General features: G+C 68.9%; 13 protein-coding genes. 4 read left to right on the top strand and 9 right to left on the bottom strand.

The annotated features are described in order from the left end of the window. The first annotated feature begins 216 nt into the window (after nt 1-216). A complete protein-coding gene (locus tag VF092_03855) occupies nt 217-408 on the top strand; it encodes a hypothetical protein (GenBank protein ID HEX6746426.1) in 192 nt (63 codons plus the stop codon). Between the two features lie 281 nt (nt 409-689). On the opposite strand, the gene VF092_03850 is transcribed toward VF092_03855, so the two are convergent. From VF092_03850 to VF092_03835, 4 genes are read right to left on the bottom strand one after another with little or no spacing between them, the layout of a single operon-like run. Next, a complete protein-coding gene (locus VF092_03850; GenBank protein HEX6746425.1) occupies nt 690-2,099 on the bottom strand; it encodes a TolC family protein in 1,410 nt (469 codons plus the stop codon). Between the two features lie 48 nt (nt 2,100-2,147). Beyond that, nucleotides 2,148-3,365 (bottom strand): ABC transporter permease, encoded by a 1,218-nt coding sequence (locus tag VF092_03845; GenBank protein HEX6746424.1) that lies wholly within the window; start codon nt 3,363-3,365, stop codon nt 2,148-2,150. Then, nucleotides 3,362-4,117: an ABC transporter ATP-binding protein gene (locus tag VF092_03840; GenBank protein HEX6746423.1), complete on the bottom strand. Its 756-nt coding sequence runs from the start codon at nt 4,115-4,117 to the stop codon at nt 3,362-3,364. Before VF092_03840 ends, VF092_03845 begins: the two co-directional genes overlap by 4 nt. A gap of 14 nt (nt 4,118-4,131) precedes the next feature. Beyond that, nucleotides 4,132-5,445, bottom strand: a complete 1,314-nt coding sequence (locus VF092_03835; GenBank protein ID HEX6746422.1) for an efflux RND transporter periplasmic adaptor subunit — start codon at nt 5,443-5,445, stop codon at nt 4,132-4,134. Between the two features lie 391 nt (nt 5,446-5,836). Here VF092_03835 and VF092_03830 point away from each other — a divergent pair, with 391 nt between their 5' ends. The 3 genes from VF092_03830 (at nt 5,837) to VF092_03820 (ending at nt 9,455) form a co-directional block, all read left to right on the top strand. Continuing rightward, complete coding sequence (locus VF092_03830; protein ID HEX6746421.1) at nt 5,837-7,177, top strand: SIR2 family protein; 1,341 nt, start codon at nt 5,837-5,839, stop codon at nt 7,175-7,177. Nucleotides 7,178-7,410: 233 nt separating this feature from the next. Next, nucleotides 7,411-8,610, top strand: a complete 1,200-nt coding sequence (locus tag VF092_03825; GenBank protein ID HEX6746420.1) for a histidine kinase — start codon at nt 7,411-7,413, stop codon at nt 8,608-8,610. 2 nt (nt 8,611-8,612) lie between these two features. Further along, on the top strand, nt 8,613-9,455 hold the full coding sequence (locus VF092_03820) for a LytTR family DNA-binding domain-containing protein (protein HEX6746419.1): 843 nt from the start codon (nt 8,613-8,615) through the stop codon (nt 9,453-9,455). A gap of 229 nt (nt 9,456-9,684) precedes the next feature. Here the strand turns inward: VF092_03820 and VF092_03815 are convergent, their stop codons facing one another. The 5 genes from VF092_03815 to VF092_03795 form a co-directional block, all read right to left on the bottom strand. After that, the gene (locus VF092_03815; GenBank protein HEX6746418.1) at nt 9,685-10,938 is read right to left on the bottom strand and encodes a M57 family metalloprotease; all 1,254 of its coding nucleotides are present in this window, start codon (nt 10,936-10,938) and stop codon (nt 9,685-9,687) included. A 330-nt stretch (nt 10,939-11,268) separates the two neighbouring features. Then, the gene (locus VF092_03810; GenBank protein ID HEX6746417.1) at nt 11,269-14,490 is read right to left on the bottom strand and encodes a carboxypeptidase regulatory-like domain-containing protein; all 3,222 of its coding nucleotides are present in this window, start codon (nt 14,488-14,490) and stop codon (nt 11,269-11,271) included. Nucleotides 14,491-14,922: 432 nt separating this feature from the next. Continuing rightward, nucleotides 14,923-16,347, bottom strand: a complete 1,425-nt coding sequence (locus VF092_03805; GenBank protein ID HEX6746416.1) for a pyridoxal-phosphate dependent enzyme — start codon at nt 16,345-16,347, stop codon at nt 14,923-14,925. Further along, nucleotides 16,344-16,748, bottom strand: a complete 405-nt coding sequence (locus VF092_03800) for an energy transducer TonB (GenBank protein HEX6746415.1) — start codon at nt 16,746-16,748, stop codon at nt 16,344-16,346. Before VF092_03800 ends, VF092_03805 begins: the two co-directional genes overlap by 4 nt. Nucleotides 16,749-16,875: 127 nt before the next feature. Further along, nucleotides 16,876-17,148, bottom strand: coding sequence for a S8 family serine peptidase (locus VF092_03795; protein ID HEX6746414.1), 273 nt, complete (start codon nt 17,146-17,148; stop codon nt 16,876-16,878). Between the last annotated feature and the right edge of the window lie 28 nt (nt 17,149-17,176).

Below are 17,176 nucleotides of genomic sequence, written 5' to 3'. Positions count from 1 at the left end.
CAGCCATCTCCGCGGCTCGCCGGCGACGGTGCACGCGCGGCGGGTTCCCGGCCCTCCGGGCGCGCATCCCTCACGCAGGTGTGCGAGTTTGCGCATCCAATTGCCGCTTTAGAAACAGCAGATTACTTCGCGATGGCGCATTCATGATCGGTGGATTACTCTTGGAAACCCGGCAAACGTTCAGGCCCGGAATCCACCCTTGCTCGGAGAACGGCAATGAAGAAGAAGCTCAGGCTGCAGGTCGAGGAGCTCCGCGTCGAGCAGTTCCAGACGGATCCGGCGGTCGGCGCGGCGCGTGGGACGGTGCGTGGCCACGACAGCGGCCTGTCCGATGCGGACACCGAGCCGTGCAGGTTCTGCCCCGACATGCCGATCACCTATTCCTGCGACTTCAGCCCCTGCGGCTGAACGCCCACCGGAGTCAACGGCAGGACAGGGGAGAGAGCCAGCCGGGCGGGGCACAATGTCTCCCGCCAGCGCGAATGCCCGTCCGGCGACCTCTCCCGGTACGGGAGAGGTGGCGAGCCCCAGCGAGCCGGAGAGGGCGCATCGCCGCCGAACACACGGAGGGCCGGGCACGCATCCGCGCGCCCGGCCCTCCGTATCTCCGTCAGCTCCCATTACTTAGGACTTAGGACTCAGGACTCAGGACTTAGGACATAGGACTCAGGACTTAGGACTCCCCGTCCTCACCCGATGCTCACCGCGTCCGGATCGAGATTCCCGACGTAGTAATCCACCAGCGTGCGCTGGAAGACGAGGTTGTACCGCGCGCTCACCAGCTGGCTCTGCGCCTGCGCCAGGACGGCGCGCGCCTGCGTCAGCTCCACCAGCGTGCCCACGCCGGCGCGGTAGCGCTGGTCCGTCGCCGTCAGCGACTGCTGCGCGGCGGTCACCTGCGCCTGCGCCGCGGCCAGCTGCTGCTGCGCCGACTGCCAGTCCAGGAGCGCGCGCCGCACCTCGAGCCCCACCTGCTGCCGCTGGTTCTCCAGCGCGATCCGCGCGTTGTCCTGCTGGATCCGGGCGCGCTGCACCTCGGCCGCCGTGTTGCCGCGGTCGAAGATCGGCAGCGAGAGGCCCACGGACACCGACCCGCCCTGCCGCTCGTTCAGCTGGTCGAACAGCCCCAGGTCCTGGTTGCTGTTCACGCTGGTGTTGTAGCCGGCGCTCACCGTCACCGTGGGGAGCCTTCCCGCCTGCGCGGCACGCACGCCCTGCTGCGCCGCGGCCAGGTCCGTCTGCCGCGCGGAAAGGTCCACCCGCCGCGCGAACGCCTGGTCCAGCAGCGCGTCGAGCGACCCCACGGCGGCCGTGCCCGTTCCCGCCGGCGGCGCCTGGAAGGCGTACTCGCCGCGCGGGTCCAGCTGCAGCGTCTGGATCAGGTCCACCTTGGCCAGCTCCACCGCGGCGCGCGCCTGCACCACCGCCAGCTGCGCCGCGGCCACCGCCGCCTGCTGCTGGTACTGGTCGGCGATCGGGCGGCGTCCCGCGTCCACGAACGCCCTGATCTGCTGCAGCTGCGCCTCTTCGCTGGCCAGCGTCTCGTTGCGCACCCGCAGCTGCTCCTGCGCCTCGATCAGCGTCAGGTAGTTGGAGACCACGGTGAAGACCACGGACTGCCGCGTCCGCTCCACGTCGCTGGCGCCCGCCTGCTGGGTGAGGCGCGCGGCGCGCAGGTTGGCCGAGTTGGCGCCGCCGTTGTAGACCACCAGCGAGCTGCTGACGCCCGCGTTCAGCGCCGTGCTGGTGCGGCTGAGCGCCGTCCCCGACCCGTTCCCCGAGCCCGCCGCGCGGTCGTACGTTCCCGTCGACGTGGTGCTGAAGCGCACGTCCGGCAGGAACTGCGACTTCGACTGCCGCACGGCCACGGTGTCGAGCGCCGCGGAGTTCACCGCCTGGCGCAGCGTGCCGTTCTGCTGCAGCGCGATCCGCACCGCCTCGTCGAAGGTGATGGTGCGCGGCTGCCCCGCCGCCGCCTGCGCCGCCGTCGTCGTCGGGGGCGTCCCCGTCTGCGCCGCCAGCGCGGGCGCCGTGCCCGCCGCCGCCGCGAGGGCGATGGCGAGCCGCGCCCACCGCGCGATTCCGTTCCGGTCGAACATCAGTGCCTCTCTTCCTCTATCGTCCACGTCCGTCGCTGGGACGGAGCGTCATTCGTAGCGCAGGGCCTCGATGGGGTTCAGCGCCGCCGCCTTGCGCGCCGGATAGAACCCGAAGAACACGCCCACGGCCGCCGAGAATCCCACCGCGATGGCCACCGCCTGCGGCGGGGTGGAGGTGCTCCACCCGGTCAGCCGCCCCACCAGGGCCGCGGCGCCGAAGCCCACCCCCAGCCCGATGATCCCGCCCAGCAGGCTCATCACCACGCTCTCCACCAGGAACTGCAGCAGCACGTCGCCGCCGCGCGCCCCGATGGCCATGCGGATCCCGATCTCCCGCGTCCGCTCCGTCACGGAGACGAGCATGATGTTCATGATCCCGATCCCCCCCACCACCAGCGAGACCGAGGCGATGGCCGCCAGCAGCGCCGTCATCACCTGCGTGGTCGAGGTGGCCGCGGCCGCCAGGTCGTTCTGGTTGCGCACGGTGAAGTCGTCGGGCTCGCCGTCGCTCTGGCGATGCGATTCGCGCATGATGGCGCGGATCTCGTCCTGCGCCGCGGGGAGCTCGCCGGCCGACGCGGTGCTGGCCAGGATCTGCCCGATGAACATCCCCCCCGACAGCCGCGCCTGCATGGTCGTGTAGGGGAGGAGCACCACGTCGTCCATGTCGTTGCCGCTGGCCGTCTGCCCCTTTTTGGCCAGCACGCCCACGATGGTCATGGGAACGCTGCGCACCTGCACCTGCTGCCCCACCGGGTCCTGCCCGGGAAAGAGGTTCTCGGCCACGGTGGCGCCGAGGACCACCACCTTGCGCTTGGCGGCCAGGTCGGCGTCGCTGAAGAACTCGCCGCTCGTGGTCTCCCACCCGCGGATGGTCTGGTAGCCGGTGGACACGCCCTGGATCTGCGTGCGCCAGTTGCCGTCGCCGCCGATGACCTGGCCGCGCGAGAAGATCACGGGCGACACGCCGGCCACGAGGGTCGCCTCGCGCTGCAGCTTCTCCGCGTCGTCGACGGTGAGGCGATTGAAGGTCTGCGCGCCCTGGCTCACGCCGCCCTGCTGGGTGGCGCCGGGGGTCACCATGATCAGGTTCGTCCCCAGGTTGCCGATCTGCTTCTCGATGGTCGACTGCGCGCCGTGGCCGATGGCCACCATCACGATCACCGCGCCCACGCCGATCACGATCCCCAGCATCGTCAGCAGCGTGCGCATCTTGTTCTTCAGGATGCTCTGCGCGGCAATGCGCACCAGCGTCTGCTTCTTCATGCCGCCACCTCCTCCAGCTCCTCGGCCTGGCGCGCCGCCCGGAGATCGGCCGCGGCGCTCCGCCGCCGCTCGACCGGGTGGTCGCGCAGGATGCGGCCGTCGCGCACCTCCACGATGCGCTTGGCGTACTGCGAGACTTCCGGCTCGTGCGTCACCAGCAGGATGGTGATCCCCTGGTCGTTCAGCTCCTGGAAGAGCGCCATCACGTCCATGGTGGTGCGCGAGTCCAGGTTCCCCGTGGGCTCGTCGGCCAGCAGGAGCGTGGGGTGCGTCACCAGCGCGCGGGCGATGGCCACGCGCTGCTGCTGTCCGCCCGAGAGCTCGCTGGGCTGGTGGTCGAGCCGCTTCCCCAGCCCCACCCGCTCCAGCGCCGTGGCCGCCATCGCCTTCGTGTCCTTCCACCGCCCCTTGCGGTCGTAGAGCAGGGGCAGCTCCACGTTCTCCAGCGCGCTGGTGCGGGAGAGGAGGTTGAAGCCCTGGAAGACGAAGCCCAGCTTCTGGTTGCGCAGGTCCGCCAGCGCGTTCTTCCCCAGCCCGTCCACCCGCACCCCGTCGAGCAGGTAGGTGCCGCTGGTGGGGACGTCGAGGCAGCCGAGGATGTTCATCAGCGTACTCTTTCCCGATCCCGAAGAGCCCATCACGGCGATCATCTCGCCGGGCTCCACGGTCAGGTCCACGCCGCGCAGCGCACGCACCTCGTTCTCGCCGTGGCCGTAGACCTTGGTCACGTTCTCGATGTGGATGACGCTCATCGTATGCTCCCGCCTCAGAAGCCCGGGCCGCGGCCGCCGCCGCCGCGCTGCTGCCCGCCCAGCGGATTGCTGGTCTGCTGCGTCTGCGCCGTGGAGGCCACGTTGGAGCCCACGATCACCTTCATCCCCTCCTTCAGCCCGGTGCCCTCGACGACGGTGTTCTTGCCGTCGGTCAGCCCGGTGCGCACGCGGACCATCGACAGCTTGCCGGTGGAGTCCTGCACCCAGATCCGTCCGAAGCTGCTGCGCCCGCCGCGCCCGCCCGCCGCGCGGAGGCCGGCGTTGCCGCCGCCGGGGCCGCCGAACGGGCCCTGGTTGGCCTGGCCGGCGCGGGCGTTCGCGTTCGCGCCCTGACGTCGCGCGCGCGCGGCCTGCAGCGAGTCGGGATCGATCCCCGCCTTCTTCAGCTCCTCGTCGCTCGGGGTGAAGCGGAGCGCGGCGTTGGGCACCAGCAGCGCGTTCTGCGCGGCGCCGGTCTCGAAGTCCACCGTGGCCGTCATCCCCGGCAGCAGCTTGCCGTCGGGGTTGGCCACCTCGACCACCGCCGTGTAGTTCACCACGTTCTCCGTGGTCTTGCTCTGCAGGCGCACCTGGCGCACGGTGCCGTGGAAGGTGCGGTCGGGGTAGCTCTGCACGGTGAAGCTGGCCGGCTGCCCCTGGTGGATGTCGCCGATGTCGCTCTCGTCGACCGACGCCAGGATCTGCATCTGCGACAGGTCGTTGGCGATCAGGAACAGCTGCGGCGCCGAGAACGAGGCGGCCACCGTCTGCCCCACGTCCACGTTGCGCTCGACCACGATGCCGTCGATGGGCGCGTAGATCTCGGTGTAGCCCAGGTTGCGCCGGGCGCGCAGCATGGTCACCTCGGCCGACTTCAGGTCGGCCTGCGCCACCTGCAGCTTGTAGCGGTAGCCCTGGAACTCCTCGGCGGTGATGACCTTGCTGTCGAAGAGCGGGCGATTGCGCTCGTAGTCGGCCTGCGCCTGCTGCACCCCGGCGCGCGCGCGCTCGAGCCCCGCCTGCGCGTCCGCCACGGCTTGCTCGGCCAGCGTGGGGTCGATGCGCGCCAGCAGCTGCCCCCGCCTCACGCGGTCGTTGAAGTCCGCGTAGATGGCCGACACCTGCCCAGACACCTGGGTGCCCACCTGCACGGTGGTCACCGCGCTGAGCGATCCCGTCGCGGACACGCTGGAGCTCAGGTTCCCGCGCGTGACGGCGGAGGTGCGGAACTCCGAGCTCTCGTCCGAGCCGGACTTGCGCAGGAAGAAGAAGGCTGCGGTGGCAAGCACCAGCACCAGGGCCACTGCGGCGATACGGATGGTCTTCATGGTCGTCCTCGGTGGTTCCGAACCGCGGGACCGCGCCGTGCGGCCTCGCGATTTCGACGTCGAGTATAGCGTCTGCCGCGCGAGCGCGGTCCCCTTTCCGATTCCACCTGCACCGCGATGTTCCGAACTGCACTTCGCGAGACACGAACGCCCGCGCGCAAGTTAACCGCCGAAGCCCTCGCGCGGAGCAGCAGAGATGCGGAGAGCTGGGCGCGCACCGAAGGGCGCCGAGCCGGCAGAGGCACTCGGGCGTGACCGCCCCATCCTTTCATCCTCATCCTTCGACCGGGGATATGATATCCTTGGAAAACCGGTCCACACCGGCCTAAATTCGTGGATGTTGACACAGATCTCACGATGGAGAGGATATCATTAACCTGGAGGCGGACTTATGCGCATCCTCATGAGCTATAGTCCCAAAGATAGCCCGGTCGTTGGGGAGATTGCGCAACATCTGATAGGCCACGGTCACAACGTTTGGGTTGATTGGTTCAAACCTGCTTCGGAGGAAAACATCATTGGAGAGATCAGGCTACTCTTCGAACGTGTAAGTGTGGACGCTGTAATTCTCGTCGCGAGTAAGAATTCGTTTCGCTCCGCGGACGTCCAGCGCCAATTCTCCGCAATCGCTTTTCAGCAGGTATCCAACCGCGAGCTGCGGATCATTCTTGTCCGAATTGATCACAGCGAGTTTCCTGGATACTTGCCTACGCACGTGTACATCGACATGGCTGGTGACTTCGAGTCCGGGCTAGCCACCTTGACCACAACCTTGGACGGCATCACGGAATCAGGAGGCGCTGATATCAGTACCGGAGCCACTCCAGGGAAAGATGGACGTGGCGCGCAGATCCGGAAGTTGCGCGAAGCATTCGGTCGCGGTCGTCTCACCCTCGTATGCGGCGCTGGTGTATCGGTAGAAGCAGGAATTCCGTCCTGGCGCAAACTCTTGGTCAGACTCCTCCGCAGTATGATGCACCGGATTGCGGAGACACATGCACTGACGTTGGACGACGAAGCCGCAGATGAGTTCGACCGGAGGCATGGCTCGTCATCGCTGATCGTTGGAAAGTACCTGAAGAACACGCTTGGTAACGAATTCCTTCGGGAGTTACGCGATGCACTCTATGCAGCCCCACCTGGATCCTCCAAGTTGCTCGAGTGCATCGGCCGCATGGTGAAGCCTGAACGTGACCGCCTACCCTTCGATTCGATCATTACCTTCAATTTCGACGACCTGATCGAGGAGACGTTGCGCTCGAATGGTACCAAGGCATGTCCGATCTATTCGGAAGAGCTCACCCACAAGTCCGATGAGATTCCGATCTATCACGTTCACGGATACCTTCCGCGACAAGCGAAAATCCCGGAAACGTCCAACATCGTGTTCAGCGAAGATGCGTATCACAGCCAATTCATTGATCCATTCAGTTGGTCGAATCTGATCCAGCTTACGAAGCTGACACACACCACCTGTCTGCTCGTCGGGATCAGTTTGAAAGACCCGAACCTGCGCCGGTTGTTGGACGTAGCGATGCGCAGGCGTGTCGATAAGACCCCGTCTCATTACATCCTTAGGGAGATTCCACGGATGTCCAACGGAGACGGACTCGACAGAGTTGCGAAGCTGTTGGAGGAGCAGGACGCGAATACGCTTGGCCTGAACGTCATCTGGTTTAATTACTTCCCGGAGATCCCCGCGATCCTGGACGAAATCTCGAGCGTCGCGTGAGCGCGTCCACCGGCGCCGTTGGGATTACGTAAATCTCACTCCCTCGCATTGAGGACCGCGTAGCGGCCGGGAGACGTCGTCCCTGTGCTCTCCGAGAGTTCGTGCGCGCGAGGTGCAGGTGAGAGTGGTGCCGGTGCAGTTCGTGCCGCCACAGTTTGCGCGGAATAAGGACGGGACACATCGTTTCGCCGTACACGCGCATTCCCGCGCGCGCACGGAAGAGATGCTGTCCGATGGTGAATCCGAATCCCGCGAGCTCCGCCGGCGCTGCCGCCGCGCACGAGCCGGCGTCCCACGGCGCCCGGCTCACGCGCGGCGAGGTGCTGGCCATCTTCGCGTTCTGGCTGTTCATGGCGGTGCTGACCGCCGCCAACCGCCTGCTCGACCCGCGCCGCCCGCCGGGAATCCAGCCGACCTTCCCCTCCGCCCCGGTGGCGCTCGCCTTCGCCGAGTCGCTCGTCTGGGCGGTGGTCACCTGCGCGATCTTCCTGCTCAGCCGCCGCTTCTTCACCGCGCGCGAGCGGCGCTGGACGCTGGTGGCGGCGCTGGCCGTCACCGGCGTCGCGGCGTCGATCCTGGTGGACCTGGTGCTCGACGTCACCCGCTGGTGGCTGCTCGGGCTCCCGCAGCGGCACAACTTCTTCTCCGACCCGCTGCGCGCCATTACCCACCTCTGGTTCCTGCGGGAGATGGTCGTCTACTGCGGCATCGTGGCGGCGGGCGTGGCGCGCGACTACTCGCTGCGCTACCGCCAGCGGCAGGACGAGGCCACGCGCCTGCAGGCCGAGACCGCGCAGCTCCGCGCCCAGCTGGCCGAGGCGCGCCTCTCCGCGCTCCGCAGCCAGGTCGATCCCCACTTCCTCTTCAACACCCTGAACGCCGTCTCCGCGCTGGTCGAGCGGGACCCGAAGGGCGTGAGGAGGATGATCGCGCGGCTGAGCGAGCTCCTGCGCCACTCGCTGGAGGGCGCGGGGGATGCGGAGGTGACGCTGGCCAAGGAGATGGAGTTCGTGGAGCGCTACCTGGAGATCATGCGCATCCGCTTTCAGGGCACGCTCGAGGTGGAGACGGAGGTGGAGGGCGGGGTGATGGACGCGCTGGTGCCCAACCTGGTGCTGCAGCCGCTGGTGGAGAACGCGGTGAAGCACGGCGTCAGCCGGATGAAGTCCGGCGGCCGCATCCACATCTCCGCGCGGCGCGACGATGGCCGCGTGGTCCTCTCCGTCCGCGACAACGGGCCGGGGCTGGGCGCGGAGACGCCGCGCGAGGGCGTGGGCGTGCGCAACACCCGCCAGCGCCTGGAGCAGCTGTACGGCGATGCGCAGGCGCTCGTGCTCCGGCCGGCGGACGGCGGCGGCGTGGAGGCCGAGGTCGTCCTCCCCTACCACACCGCCGGCGACCTGCACGCCGCCGGCGTGGGCGTGGTGGGGTGATGATGGGCGCCCCGCCGCTCCGCGTCCTGGTGGTCGACGACGAGCCGCTCGCCCGCCAGCGGCTGGAAGACCTGCTCGCCCGCGAGGAGGGCGCCGAGCTGGTGGGGACGGCGGCCGACGGCGACGAGGCGGTGGAGGCGATCCGCACGCTCCGCCCCGATCTCGTCTTCCTGGACGTGCAGATGCCGGGGAAGACGGGGATGGAGGTGGTGCGCGAGATCGGCCCCGAGCGGATGCCCGCAACCGTGTTCGTCACCGCGTACGACCAGTTCGCGCTGCAGGCGTTCGACGTGGCCGCGGTGGACTACCTGCTGAAGCCGTACGACGACGAGCGCTTCGAGCAGGCCTTCCGCCGCGCGCAGAAGATCGCCGAGCTCTCCGAGGTCGGCCGCCTGGCCGGCCGCCTCCGCGCCCTCCTCGGCGGAGACGGCGCGCCGTCTCCCACGCCTGCGGCGGATGCGATTCCCGCAACGGAGCCGCGTCCGGCCGCGACGAAGTCTCCGTCGCCGTGGACCGAGCGGATCGCGGTGGAGATGCGGGGGCAGGTGCGGGTGGTGCCGGTGGAGCAGATCGAGTACATCACCGCCAGCGGCCCCTACGCCGAGCTGCACACGTCCGAGCGCGGCTACGTCATCCGCGAGCGGATGCAGGCGCTGGAGGAGCGGCTGGACCCCGCGCGCTTCCTGCGCATCCACCGCTCCATCATCGTCCGGCTCGACACCATCGACACCCTCCTGCGCGGCGGCGGCGGCGACTACGCGGTGCGTCTGAAGAACGGCGTGAAGCTCAAGGTCAGCCGCACCCGCGTCGAGGAGCTGGAGCGCAGGATGGGCGTCGGACGGTAGCGCGAAGAGGCGAGCGGGCATCCTCCCCCAGGGAAGGATGCCCGCTCGCCGTTCGCGACGTACTCCGGGGAATTTGGTTGATGCATCCCGACTGATCCCACGCCGGCGTCATCCTGAGGCCGGCCAGACCGCAATCAGCGTCTGCGCAAGCGCTTGCAGGCCGAAGGATCTATAACTGCGGCAGCACGAGAACCGGTCGGGCACACCAATACTTCATCCGGACCTGCCATCAGTTGCTCTGGCAGACGGGCGCCACCACGCTGGTGTTGGTGGTCCCGTTCTGGAAGGCGGCGCTGACCCAGTAGCTCGAGGTCTTCTCGCCGCCGCTCCACGCGGGATCGGTGGAGCTCGTGCGCCAGCAGGTGCTGGTGCCGGTCCACGGCGTCACCGTGTCGAGGAACGTGGTCGCGGTCGTGGAGCTCACCAGTTCCATCCCGTCCACCACCCAGGTGGTGTACGAGTTCTCGCGGTCGTTGGGGTCGGTCCAGCTCTCCTCGCCCTGCCACACCACCATCACCCCGTAGCTCGTGGCGCCGGTGAGCGCGTTCCACGAAAGGAACGGCTGCCCCGCGGAGTTCGTCACCGTCACCTGCGTGGTGTCGGGATAGAGGATGATGGCGGCGCGCTCGTCGTTGGGGCTGAAGCCGTTCCAGAAGGTGTTGACCGCGTTCATCACCGAGGCCGCGTCGGTCGCGGGCGTGTCGCCGATGCGCACGGCGCCGGGATCGCCGTTCGTCTCGCCGCGCGCCTGCCAGTTGCTGTGCCGGAAGCCGATCGTGTGGCCCAGCTCGTGGGTGATTGCACGCTCCATCTGCGAGACCGACAGCCCGTTGAGGAAGTAGGTGTTGATGCGGATGAGCGGGCCGGGGCCGCCGCCGGTGGCGTCCCTGGGCCACGAGGCCCGGGCGATCTCGGTGGTGTCGTTGAGATTCTCGAAGCGGATGGTGATGTCGGCGCCCCCGCCCTCCACCATCGTGACCGCCGAACCCAGGATGTTCGTCCAGTTCTGCAGCGCCGACCGGGCGGCGTCCTGCCAGTCCGTCGACGAGGCGATCGCCGACAGGTCCACGTGGATCGTCCGCGCCCGCGAGGCCGACACGATGGCCCAGGTCTGCCACTGCATGCGCGGATCGCCGGGGGCCGCGCTGAGCCGCGGCGCGTGCCAGCTCCAACCGCGCGTGGCCCCGGTCACGGGTGGGTTGATCATCGCCGCCACGTCGCCGCGCAGCACGATGCGCCGGGCGGGCTGCATCGACGGAGTGGCGCGGAGAGTGCTCTTGCTCACCTCGACGTCGCCCTCGACCACGTAGTAGTCACCGTGGTCGACGACGCCGGCGTCCGAGAACCCGAGCGTCCGCAGCGCGGCAAGATCGGCGGCCGGAACCTCGTCCGCGGGCGCCACCGGCGAGCGCTGGTCGCCGCAGGCGGCAAGGAAGAGGGCCGCCACGGCGCCGGCGGCAAGACGTGTACGTCTGGCGGACATGGTCCTCCTGTCGTGAAGCGGACGAGAGGCAGCCCGATCCCCCGGCGACACGGAAGGCCAGCCTTGCGGGATTCGATCTACATCTATTTATCGTCTGTAAACGTATGTATACTTGGCAAAACGCGCAATCGCCCCACCACCAACGGCGGACTTCCGTACTTCTCAAGAACCGATTTTGCCTCACGCGGAGACGCGGAGAACGCGGAGAACTCAGCGTACGGTTGGTTTCTCCGCGCCTCCGCGTCTCCGCGTGAGAGGAATCTACTCATACAAAAGAAGCGGGGGCGGCTGGCGCCGCCCCCGCTTCGTCACTCCGTCAGGCCGAAGCCATCAGAAGCTGTACTTGATGCCGACCTGGATCTGGTAGCGCGAGCTCAGGTCGCTGTTCTGGAACACGCCCGGCTTGGCCGCGAAGGCGTTCAGCAGCACGTGGCCGCCGGTGTCCGTGGTGCCCGAGCGCGACAGCAGCGTCTCGGACTGGTTGTTGATGAACTGGCTCCGCCCCCACTCCGAGTTGATCAGGTTGGCGAAGTTCAGGATGTCCATCGTCAGCTGCAGCCCCTGGCCGCGGATGGTGGGCAGCGTCTGTGCCACGCGCACGTCCAGGCGGTTGCTCCAGGGCTGCTCGCAGGCGTTGCGCTTCAGCACCTTGCCGCGGTTCTCGCGCAGGCAGTCCACCCGCTCGATGAAGTCGTTCAGGTTCTGCCACGACTGCGCCGCCGAGATCGCCGAGGTGCCGGCGAAGCGCACCTCGCTCTGCGACGCCGGCACGTAGATCAGGTCGTTCGAGTCCTGGCTGTCGCCGTTGACGTCGCCGAAGTAGGTGTACGAGTACGGACGGCCGCTCTCGCCCACGTAGATCAGCGAGAGGTCCAGCGGCGCGCGGCGGATGAACATGAACTGCCGCGAGAAGTCCGCCACGATGCGGTGCCGCACGTCGTAGTCCGAGCGCGCCAGCGGCGGGTCGTTCGGGTTCTCGGGCACCTGGTTGAAGCGGAACTGGCTGCGCGCGGTGCTCGAGCGCGTGGCGTTCAGGTCGTACGCGTGCCCGAAGGTGTACGCCAGCGACCCGCTCCAGCCGTTGCTGAACGGCCGCTGCAGCTGCGCCGTCAGGCTGTAGCTGTAGTTCTTGTCGGTGTTGGTCACGTCGTACACGTTGCCGAAGCCCGGCGCCGTGATGCGGCGGATCACCCGGCGGCCCTCGATGACCGAGTCGGCCCCGGCCGCGGTGGTGCGGAAGCCCACCACCGTCAGGTCGCGGTAGGTCACGTCGTTGATGCTCTTGGTGTACAGCCCCTCGAGCGTGCCGATCAGCCCCAGCGGAAGCTCGCGGTCCAGCGCCAGCGAGTAGCGCAGCACCTGCGGCATCTTGAAGTCGGGGTCGACCGTGTTGATGTTGTTCGGCGCCAGCGAGGGAAGCGAGATCCCGCCGCCCGACGTGCGGCAGCCGTGCGGCTGGTTGAACGGGTCCGACGAGAAGTTCGGCGCCTGCGCCGCCGTGGTGCAGGCGAAGCTGGTGTAGTCGAGCCCCGTGTTGCCGTAGGCGTTCGAGATCCACACGTACGGCGTGCGCCCCGAGAACAGGCCGACGCCGCCGCGCACCTGCGTGGAGCCGTCGCCCATGGCGTCCCAGTTGAAGCCGATGCGCGGGTTGATCAGGAAGTTGTTGCTGGGGATCTGGCTGGTGCGGCGCCCGCCCCACTGGAACCCGTTGGCCGTGAAGGCGCTGTCCATGCGCTGCGCGAACCGCACGTTGTCGCCCGGGTTCTTCGGCAGGGTGGTCCAGTCCAGCCGCACGCCCGCGGTGATGTTCAGGTTGCCGAAGGCCACCTTGTCCTGCGTGTACACCGAGTAGCTGCGCACCGGGAACTCGGCGCGGCGGCTGGCGCCCGGCGTGGAGTCGTTGAAGAAGGTGAAGTCGTAGCGCTGCGGCCGCCCCGCCCTCAGCGAGTCGAGGTTGGTGAAGCGGTACAGGCCGTAGATGTTCTGCGCGAACAGGTTGCTGAACTTGAAGAACTCGTCGTGCGTGCCGATGGTCAGGTTGTGCGCGCCCAGCGAGAAGTTCACGTCGTTGGTGATCTCCAGGATGTCCTGGTCCAGCGCGTTTGCCACCGACGAGTTCTCGGGCCCGGCCGTGACCAGGCAGGTGCCGCCCGAGCAGCCGCCGGGGATCAGCACCTCGATGCGCGGGAAGGGCGACTGCCCCACGTCGCGGCTCTCGCGCACGGTGGTGAAGCCGGCGCGGAACTCGTTGAACAGCGTGCCGAAGAAGGTGCTGTTCAGTTGCGCCACCGTCGCGTGCGTCTTGCTGTTGAAGCGGTAGCCGCCGTTGGTCAGCTGGTAGAACGCGTCGGTGCGGGTGGCGAAGTTGTCGTCCCACGCGTCCACGTAGTTGTGGCGCAGCGTCAGGCGGTTGCTTCCACCCAGGTTGAAGTCCAGGCGCCCGAACACGTTGTTGCTCTGGCGGCGCAGGTTCACGTCGGCCGTGGTCCCCGGGTCGAGGCCCAGCGTGGACAGGTAGTTGACCACCGAGTCCACCGCCGTCTGGCGCAGCGTGATGCCGGGGCCGCCGATGAAGGTGCCGATCGGCGCGTTGCGCCGGGCCAGCTCGCCCGCCACGAAGAAGAAGGCGCGGTTGCGCACGATCGGGCCGCCCAGCGAGAAGGCCGTCTCGTAGTTCTTGAAGTCGGCCAAGCGCGGCGAGATGGCCGAGCTGTCGCCCTGCGTGAAGCGGTAGCGGCCGGTGAGGTCCTGGTTGCGGCCGAAGAACGTCAGGGTGCCGTCGAACTTGTTGGTCCCCGACTTGGTCACCGCGTTGATCCCCACGCCGGTGAAGCCGCCCTGGCGCACGTCGAAGGGCGCCAGCACCACCTGGAACTCCTGGATGGCTTCCAGGGTGATGGGCTTGGTGCCCGCCTGCCCGCCCGGCGTGCCGCTGGCCGCCAGGCCGAACAGGTCGTTGTTCACCGCGCCGTCGATCTGGATGTTGTTGAAGCGGTTGTTGCGCCCGCCGCCGTTCGTCCCCGCGCCGCTGGTGCTGACCTGCGGCACCAGGCGGGTGAAGTCGGTGAAGTCGCGGGTCAGCGTCGGCATGCGGCTGATGGCCGAGTCGCTGATGGTGGCGGCCGCGCCGGTGTGGGTGGGCGAGATCACGGCCCCGCGCTCGGCGGTGGCGGTGATCCCCGCCAGCGCCACCGCCTGGCCGGCCATCTGGAAGTTCTGCTCCTGCGTGGCACCCAGCGCCAGGCGGAGGTTCTCGCGCGTCTGCGTGGCCAGCCCCAGCCCGCTCACGGTCACGCGGTACGGCCCGCCCGGCTGCAGCCCCTGCACCGAGTAGCGGCCGTCGGCCGCGGTCACGCCGCGGTTCGTGGTCCCCGTCGCCGTGTTCACCACCAGCACGGTGGCGCCGGGCACGCCGGCTCCCTGCTCGTTGGTGATGCGCCCGGCCAGCGCCGACGTGGTGACCGCCTGCGCGTGCGCGGTGCCCGCGGCGCCGAACGCCAGCAGGAACGCGCACAGCAGCCAGGCTGCCGCCTGCGAAACTCGTTTCATCGAGTGTACCTCTGGAGTGGTGATGATGGGGGATCCGTCCCCGTATGGAGGTCCTGCGCCAACCTAGCGTATCAGAGTACCCCGGGGGACGCCGAAAATGTAACTGTTAGGTAATTTGTTGCAAGGACTTCGTCGTCCTTCCGCGCCACGTCTGGACGATTGCGCCACACCTCGCCGCGGCCCCGCTCCCGGCGCGCTCCCCACGCGCCCTCGCGAACCCGCGGGTGCACTCTCCGGGTGACACTTACGCGCACTTACGTCAGGTCGCCGACGGTGCCGACATCGCCCTGGACCGTCCCTGGAAAGAATCATCACACGGAGGACACGGAGGCACGGAGAACTCACCGTGGTCCTCCGTGCCTCCGTGATCTCCGTGTCCTCCGCGTGAAATCAAACGACCGCCGGCCCCGAACGATTCCCCGGGACTCGAGATCAGGCGCCGTTCGTCACGTAGCGCATCACGTCGAAGCGGGTGACGATCCCCTCCAGCCGGCCGCCGCGGCGCACCAGCACCGCCGGGTTGCGCGAGAGGAGGCGCGTGACCGCGGGAAGCTCGATGTGCCCGTCGACCACCGGGAGCGGCGCGTCCATCACGTGCTGCACCGACTGGTCGAGCACGGCCGTGTTCTCCAGCACCTTCCCCATCAGGCTGGTCTCGCCCACGTGCCCCACGCAGTCGCCCTCGGACACCACGGGAAGCTGCGAGACGTTGTGCTGGGTGATGAACGACAGCGCCTGCCGCACCGGCGTCTCGGGCGCCACCGCGATCAGCTGCGGCGGCGAGGTCTCGCTCTTCCCGCGCACCACGTCGTCGGCGGAGAGGCGCGCGGGGTCCATCAGCCGGTTCTCGCGCATCCACTCGTCGTTGTAGACCTTGCTCAGGTACCGCTCGCCGGTGTCGCAGAGGACGAAGACCACGCACGCGTCGGGGTCGTCCACCTCCCGCGCCACCTGCAGGGCGACGTGGGCGATCAGGCCGGTCGATCCGCCCACGAACAGCCCCTCCTCGCGGGTCAGCCGCCGGGTCAGCTGCATCGCCGAGCGATCGTCCACGTTGCGCCACTCGTCCACCACGGAGAGGTCGAGCGTGCCGGGGATCTTGTCCTGCCCGATCCCCTCCACCTTGTACGGCGCGCTCTCGCCCATCTCCCCCGTCTCGGCGAACTGCTTGACGATGGAGCCCACGGGGTCCGCGCCGATGACGCGGACCGCCAGGTTGCGCTCCTTCAGATATCGCCCGACGCCGCTGATCGTCCCCCCCGTCCCCGAGCCCGAGACGAAGTGGGTGATCCGCCCCTCCGTCTGCTCCCAGAGCTCCGGCCCGGTGGTGCGGTAGTGCGCCTCAGGATTGGCCAGGTTGTAGAACTGGTCGGCCAGCACCGCGTTGGGCGTGTCCTGCGCGATGCGCTTGGCCAGGTTCACGTAGTTGTCGGGATGGTCGGGCGCGAGCGCGGCGGAGGTGACGATGACCTCGGCGCCAAACGCCTTCAGCAGCCGCACCTTCTCCTGGCTGAACTTGTCGGAGAGGGTGAAGATGCAGCGGTACCCCTTGATGGCGGCGGCGATGGCGAGGCCGACGCCGGTGTTGCCGCTGGTGCCTTCGACGACGGTGCCGCCGGGCCGGAGCCGCCCCTCGCGCTCGGCCGCCTCGATGATGGCGGGGCCGATGCGGTCCTTCAGGCTCCCGCCGGGGTTCATGAACTCGGCCTTGCCGTACACCGGCGTGCGGATCCCGGCGGCCACGCGGTTCAGGCGGATCAGCGGCGTCCACCCGATGGTGGCCATCACGTTGTCGTACGGCCGCTGGTGGCGCGGCGCGGCCATCACGGCCGCGGTGAAGCTCTCGGTGGCGCTCATTGCCGGCTCTGCGTATCGGGCGCCGTCGCCGGCGCGGCGGCCGAGTCGGCCGCGTTCAGCTCGAACTGCACGGGAAGGAGGAACCACGCGGCCACGGGTCGGCCGTTGCGCGTGGCCGGCCGGAAGCGCAGCTCGCGGCTTCCCGCCAGCGCGGCCGAGTCGAACGCCGGGTAGCCGCTGCTGCGGTCCACCTTCGACGTGTCCACCGTGCCGCGCTCGGAGATGAAGAGCTTGAGCGTGGTCTGTCCCTCGACCTGCGCGTCCCACAGCTCTTCGGGATACTGGAACGGCGACGCGGAGACCTGGCGCGGCGGCGTCTCGGGCACCGGCCCGCGCTCGCAGGCGGCGAGCAGCAGTCCGGCGGCGAGCAGGGCGGTGGTGCGGGCGGCGTGTCCGAGCATCGGCTGCGGCGTGCGGGTAGGCCGCAGCGGGCCGCTGCGGCGATCTCCGCGGGAAGATGGCGCGGACGGCCGGTCCCAGCAACCCGCCGCTCTCCGCCGCGCCGCCCCCCGGGCCGGCGCTCCCGGCTCACGGCGCGGAACGGACGGCGAGGCGGGAGAGCAGGTCGTGCACCCCGGCCGCCGGGGCGCCGGGATGGCGCTGCAGGTGGAGGGCGACGATCCCGGTGACGACCGGCGCGGCAAAGCTGCTTCCCGCCACCCGGCGGCGCGCGCCGCCGCGGCCCCGTACGCCGCCGTGCGAGCCGCTGGCCAGCACCTCCACCGCCTCGTCCGGGCGATGCTCGATGCGGAGGGTGTCGGCGCCGGCAAGCACGCCCACGCCCAGCGCGTTGGCGAACACCGCCGGCGCGCTCCACCCCAGGGCGGCG

It is taken from the genome of Longimicrobium sp., assembly GCA_036377595.1.
GTDB lineage: Bacteria > Gemmatimonadota > Gemmatimonadetes > Longimicrobiales > Longimicrobiaceae > Longimicrobium.
The sequence above is the reverse complement of the archived record's forward strand: the minus strand, read 5'-3'. Positions and strand labels throughout refer to the sequence as shown.

Excerpts from the sequence above, each read along its gene's own strand:
- VF092_03855 (HEX6746426.1), top strand. The coding sequence starts at position 217 with ATGAAGAAGAAGCTCAGGCTGCAGGTCGAGGAGCTCCGCGTCGAGCAG.
- VF092_03850 (HEX6746425.1), bottom strand. The coding sequence starts at position 2,099 with ATGTTCGACCGGAACGGAATCGCGCGGTGGGCGCGGCTCGCCATCGCC.
- VF092_03845 (HEX6746424.1), bottom strand. The coding sequence starts at position 3,365 with ATGAAGAAGCAGACGCTGGTGCGCATTGCCGCGCAGAGCATCCTGAAG.
- VF092_03840 (HEX6746423.1), bottom strand. The coding sequence starts at position 4,117 with ATGAGCGTCATCCACATCGAGAACGTGACCAAGGTCTACGGCCACGGC.
- VF092_03835 (HEX6746422.1), bottom strand. The coding sequence starts at position 5,445 with ATGAAGACCATCCGTATCGCCGCAGTGGCCCTGGTGCTGGTGCTTGCC.
- VF092_03830 (HEX6746421.1), top strand. The coding sequence starts at position 5,837 with ATGCGCATCCTCATGAGCTATAGTCCCAAAGATAGCCCGGTCGTTGGG.
- VF092_03825 (HEX6746420.1), top strand. The coding sequence starts at position 7,411 with ATGGTGAATCCGAATCCCGCGAGCTCCGCCGGCGCTGCCGCCGCGCAC.
- VF092_03820 (HEX6746419.1), top strand. The coding sequence starts at position 8,613 with ATGGGCGCCCCGCCGCTCCGCGTCCTGGTGGTCGACGACGAGCCGCTC.
- VF092_03815 (HEX6746418.1), bottom strand. The coding sequence starts at position 10,938 with ATGTCCGCCAGACGTACACGTCTTGCCGCCGGCGCCGTGGCGGCCCTC.
- VF092_03810 (HEX6746417.1), bottom strand. The coding sequence starts at position 14,490 with ATGAAACGAGTTTCGCAGGCGGCAGCCTGGCTGCTGTGCGCGTTCCTG.
- VF092_03805 (HEX6746416.1), bottom strand. The coding sequence starts at position 16,347 with ATGAGCGCCACCGAGAGCTTCACCGCGGCCGTGATGGCCGCGCCGCGC.
- VF092_03800 (HEX6746415.1), bottom strand. The coding sequence starts at position 16,748 with ATGCTCGGACACGCCGCCCGCACCACCGCCCTGCTCGCCGCCGGACTG.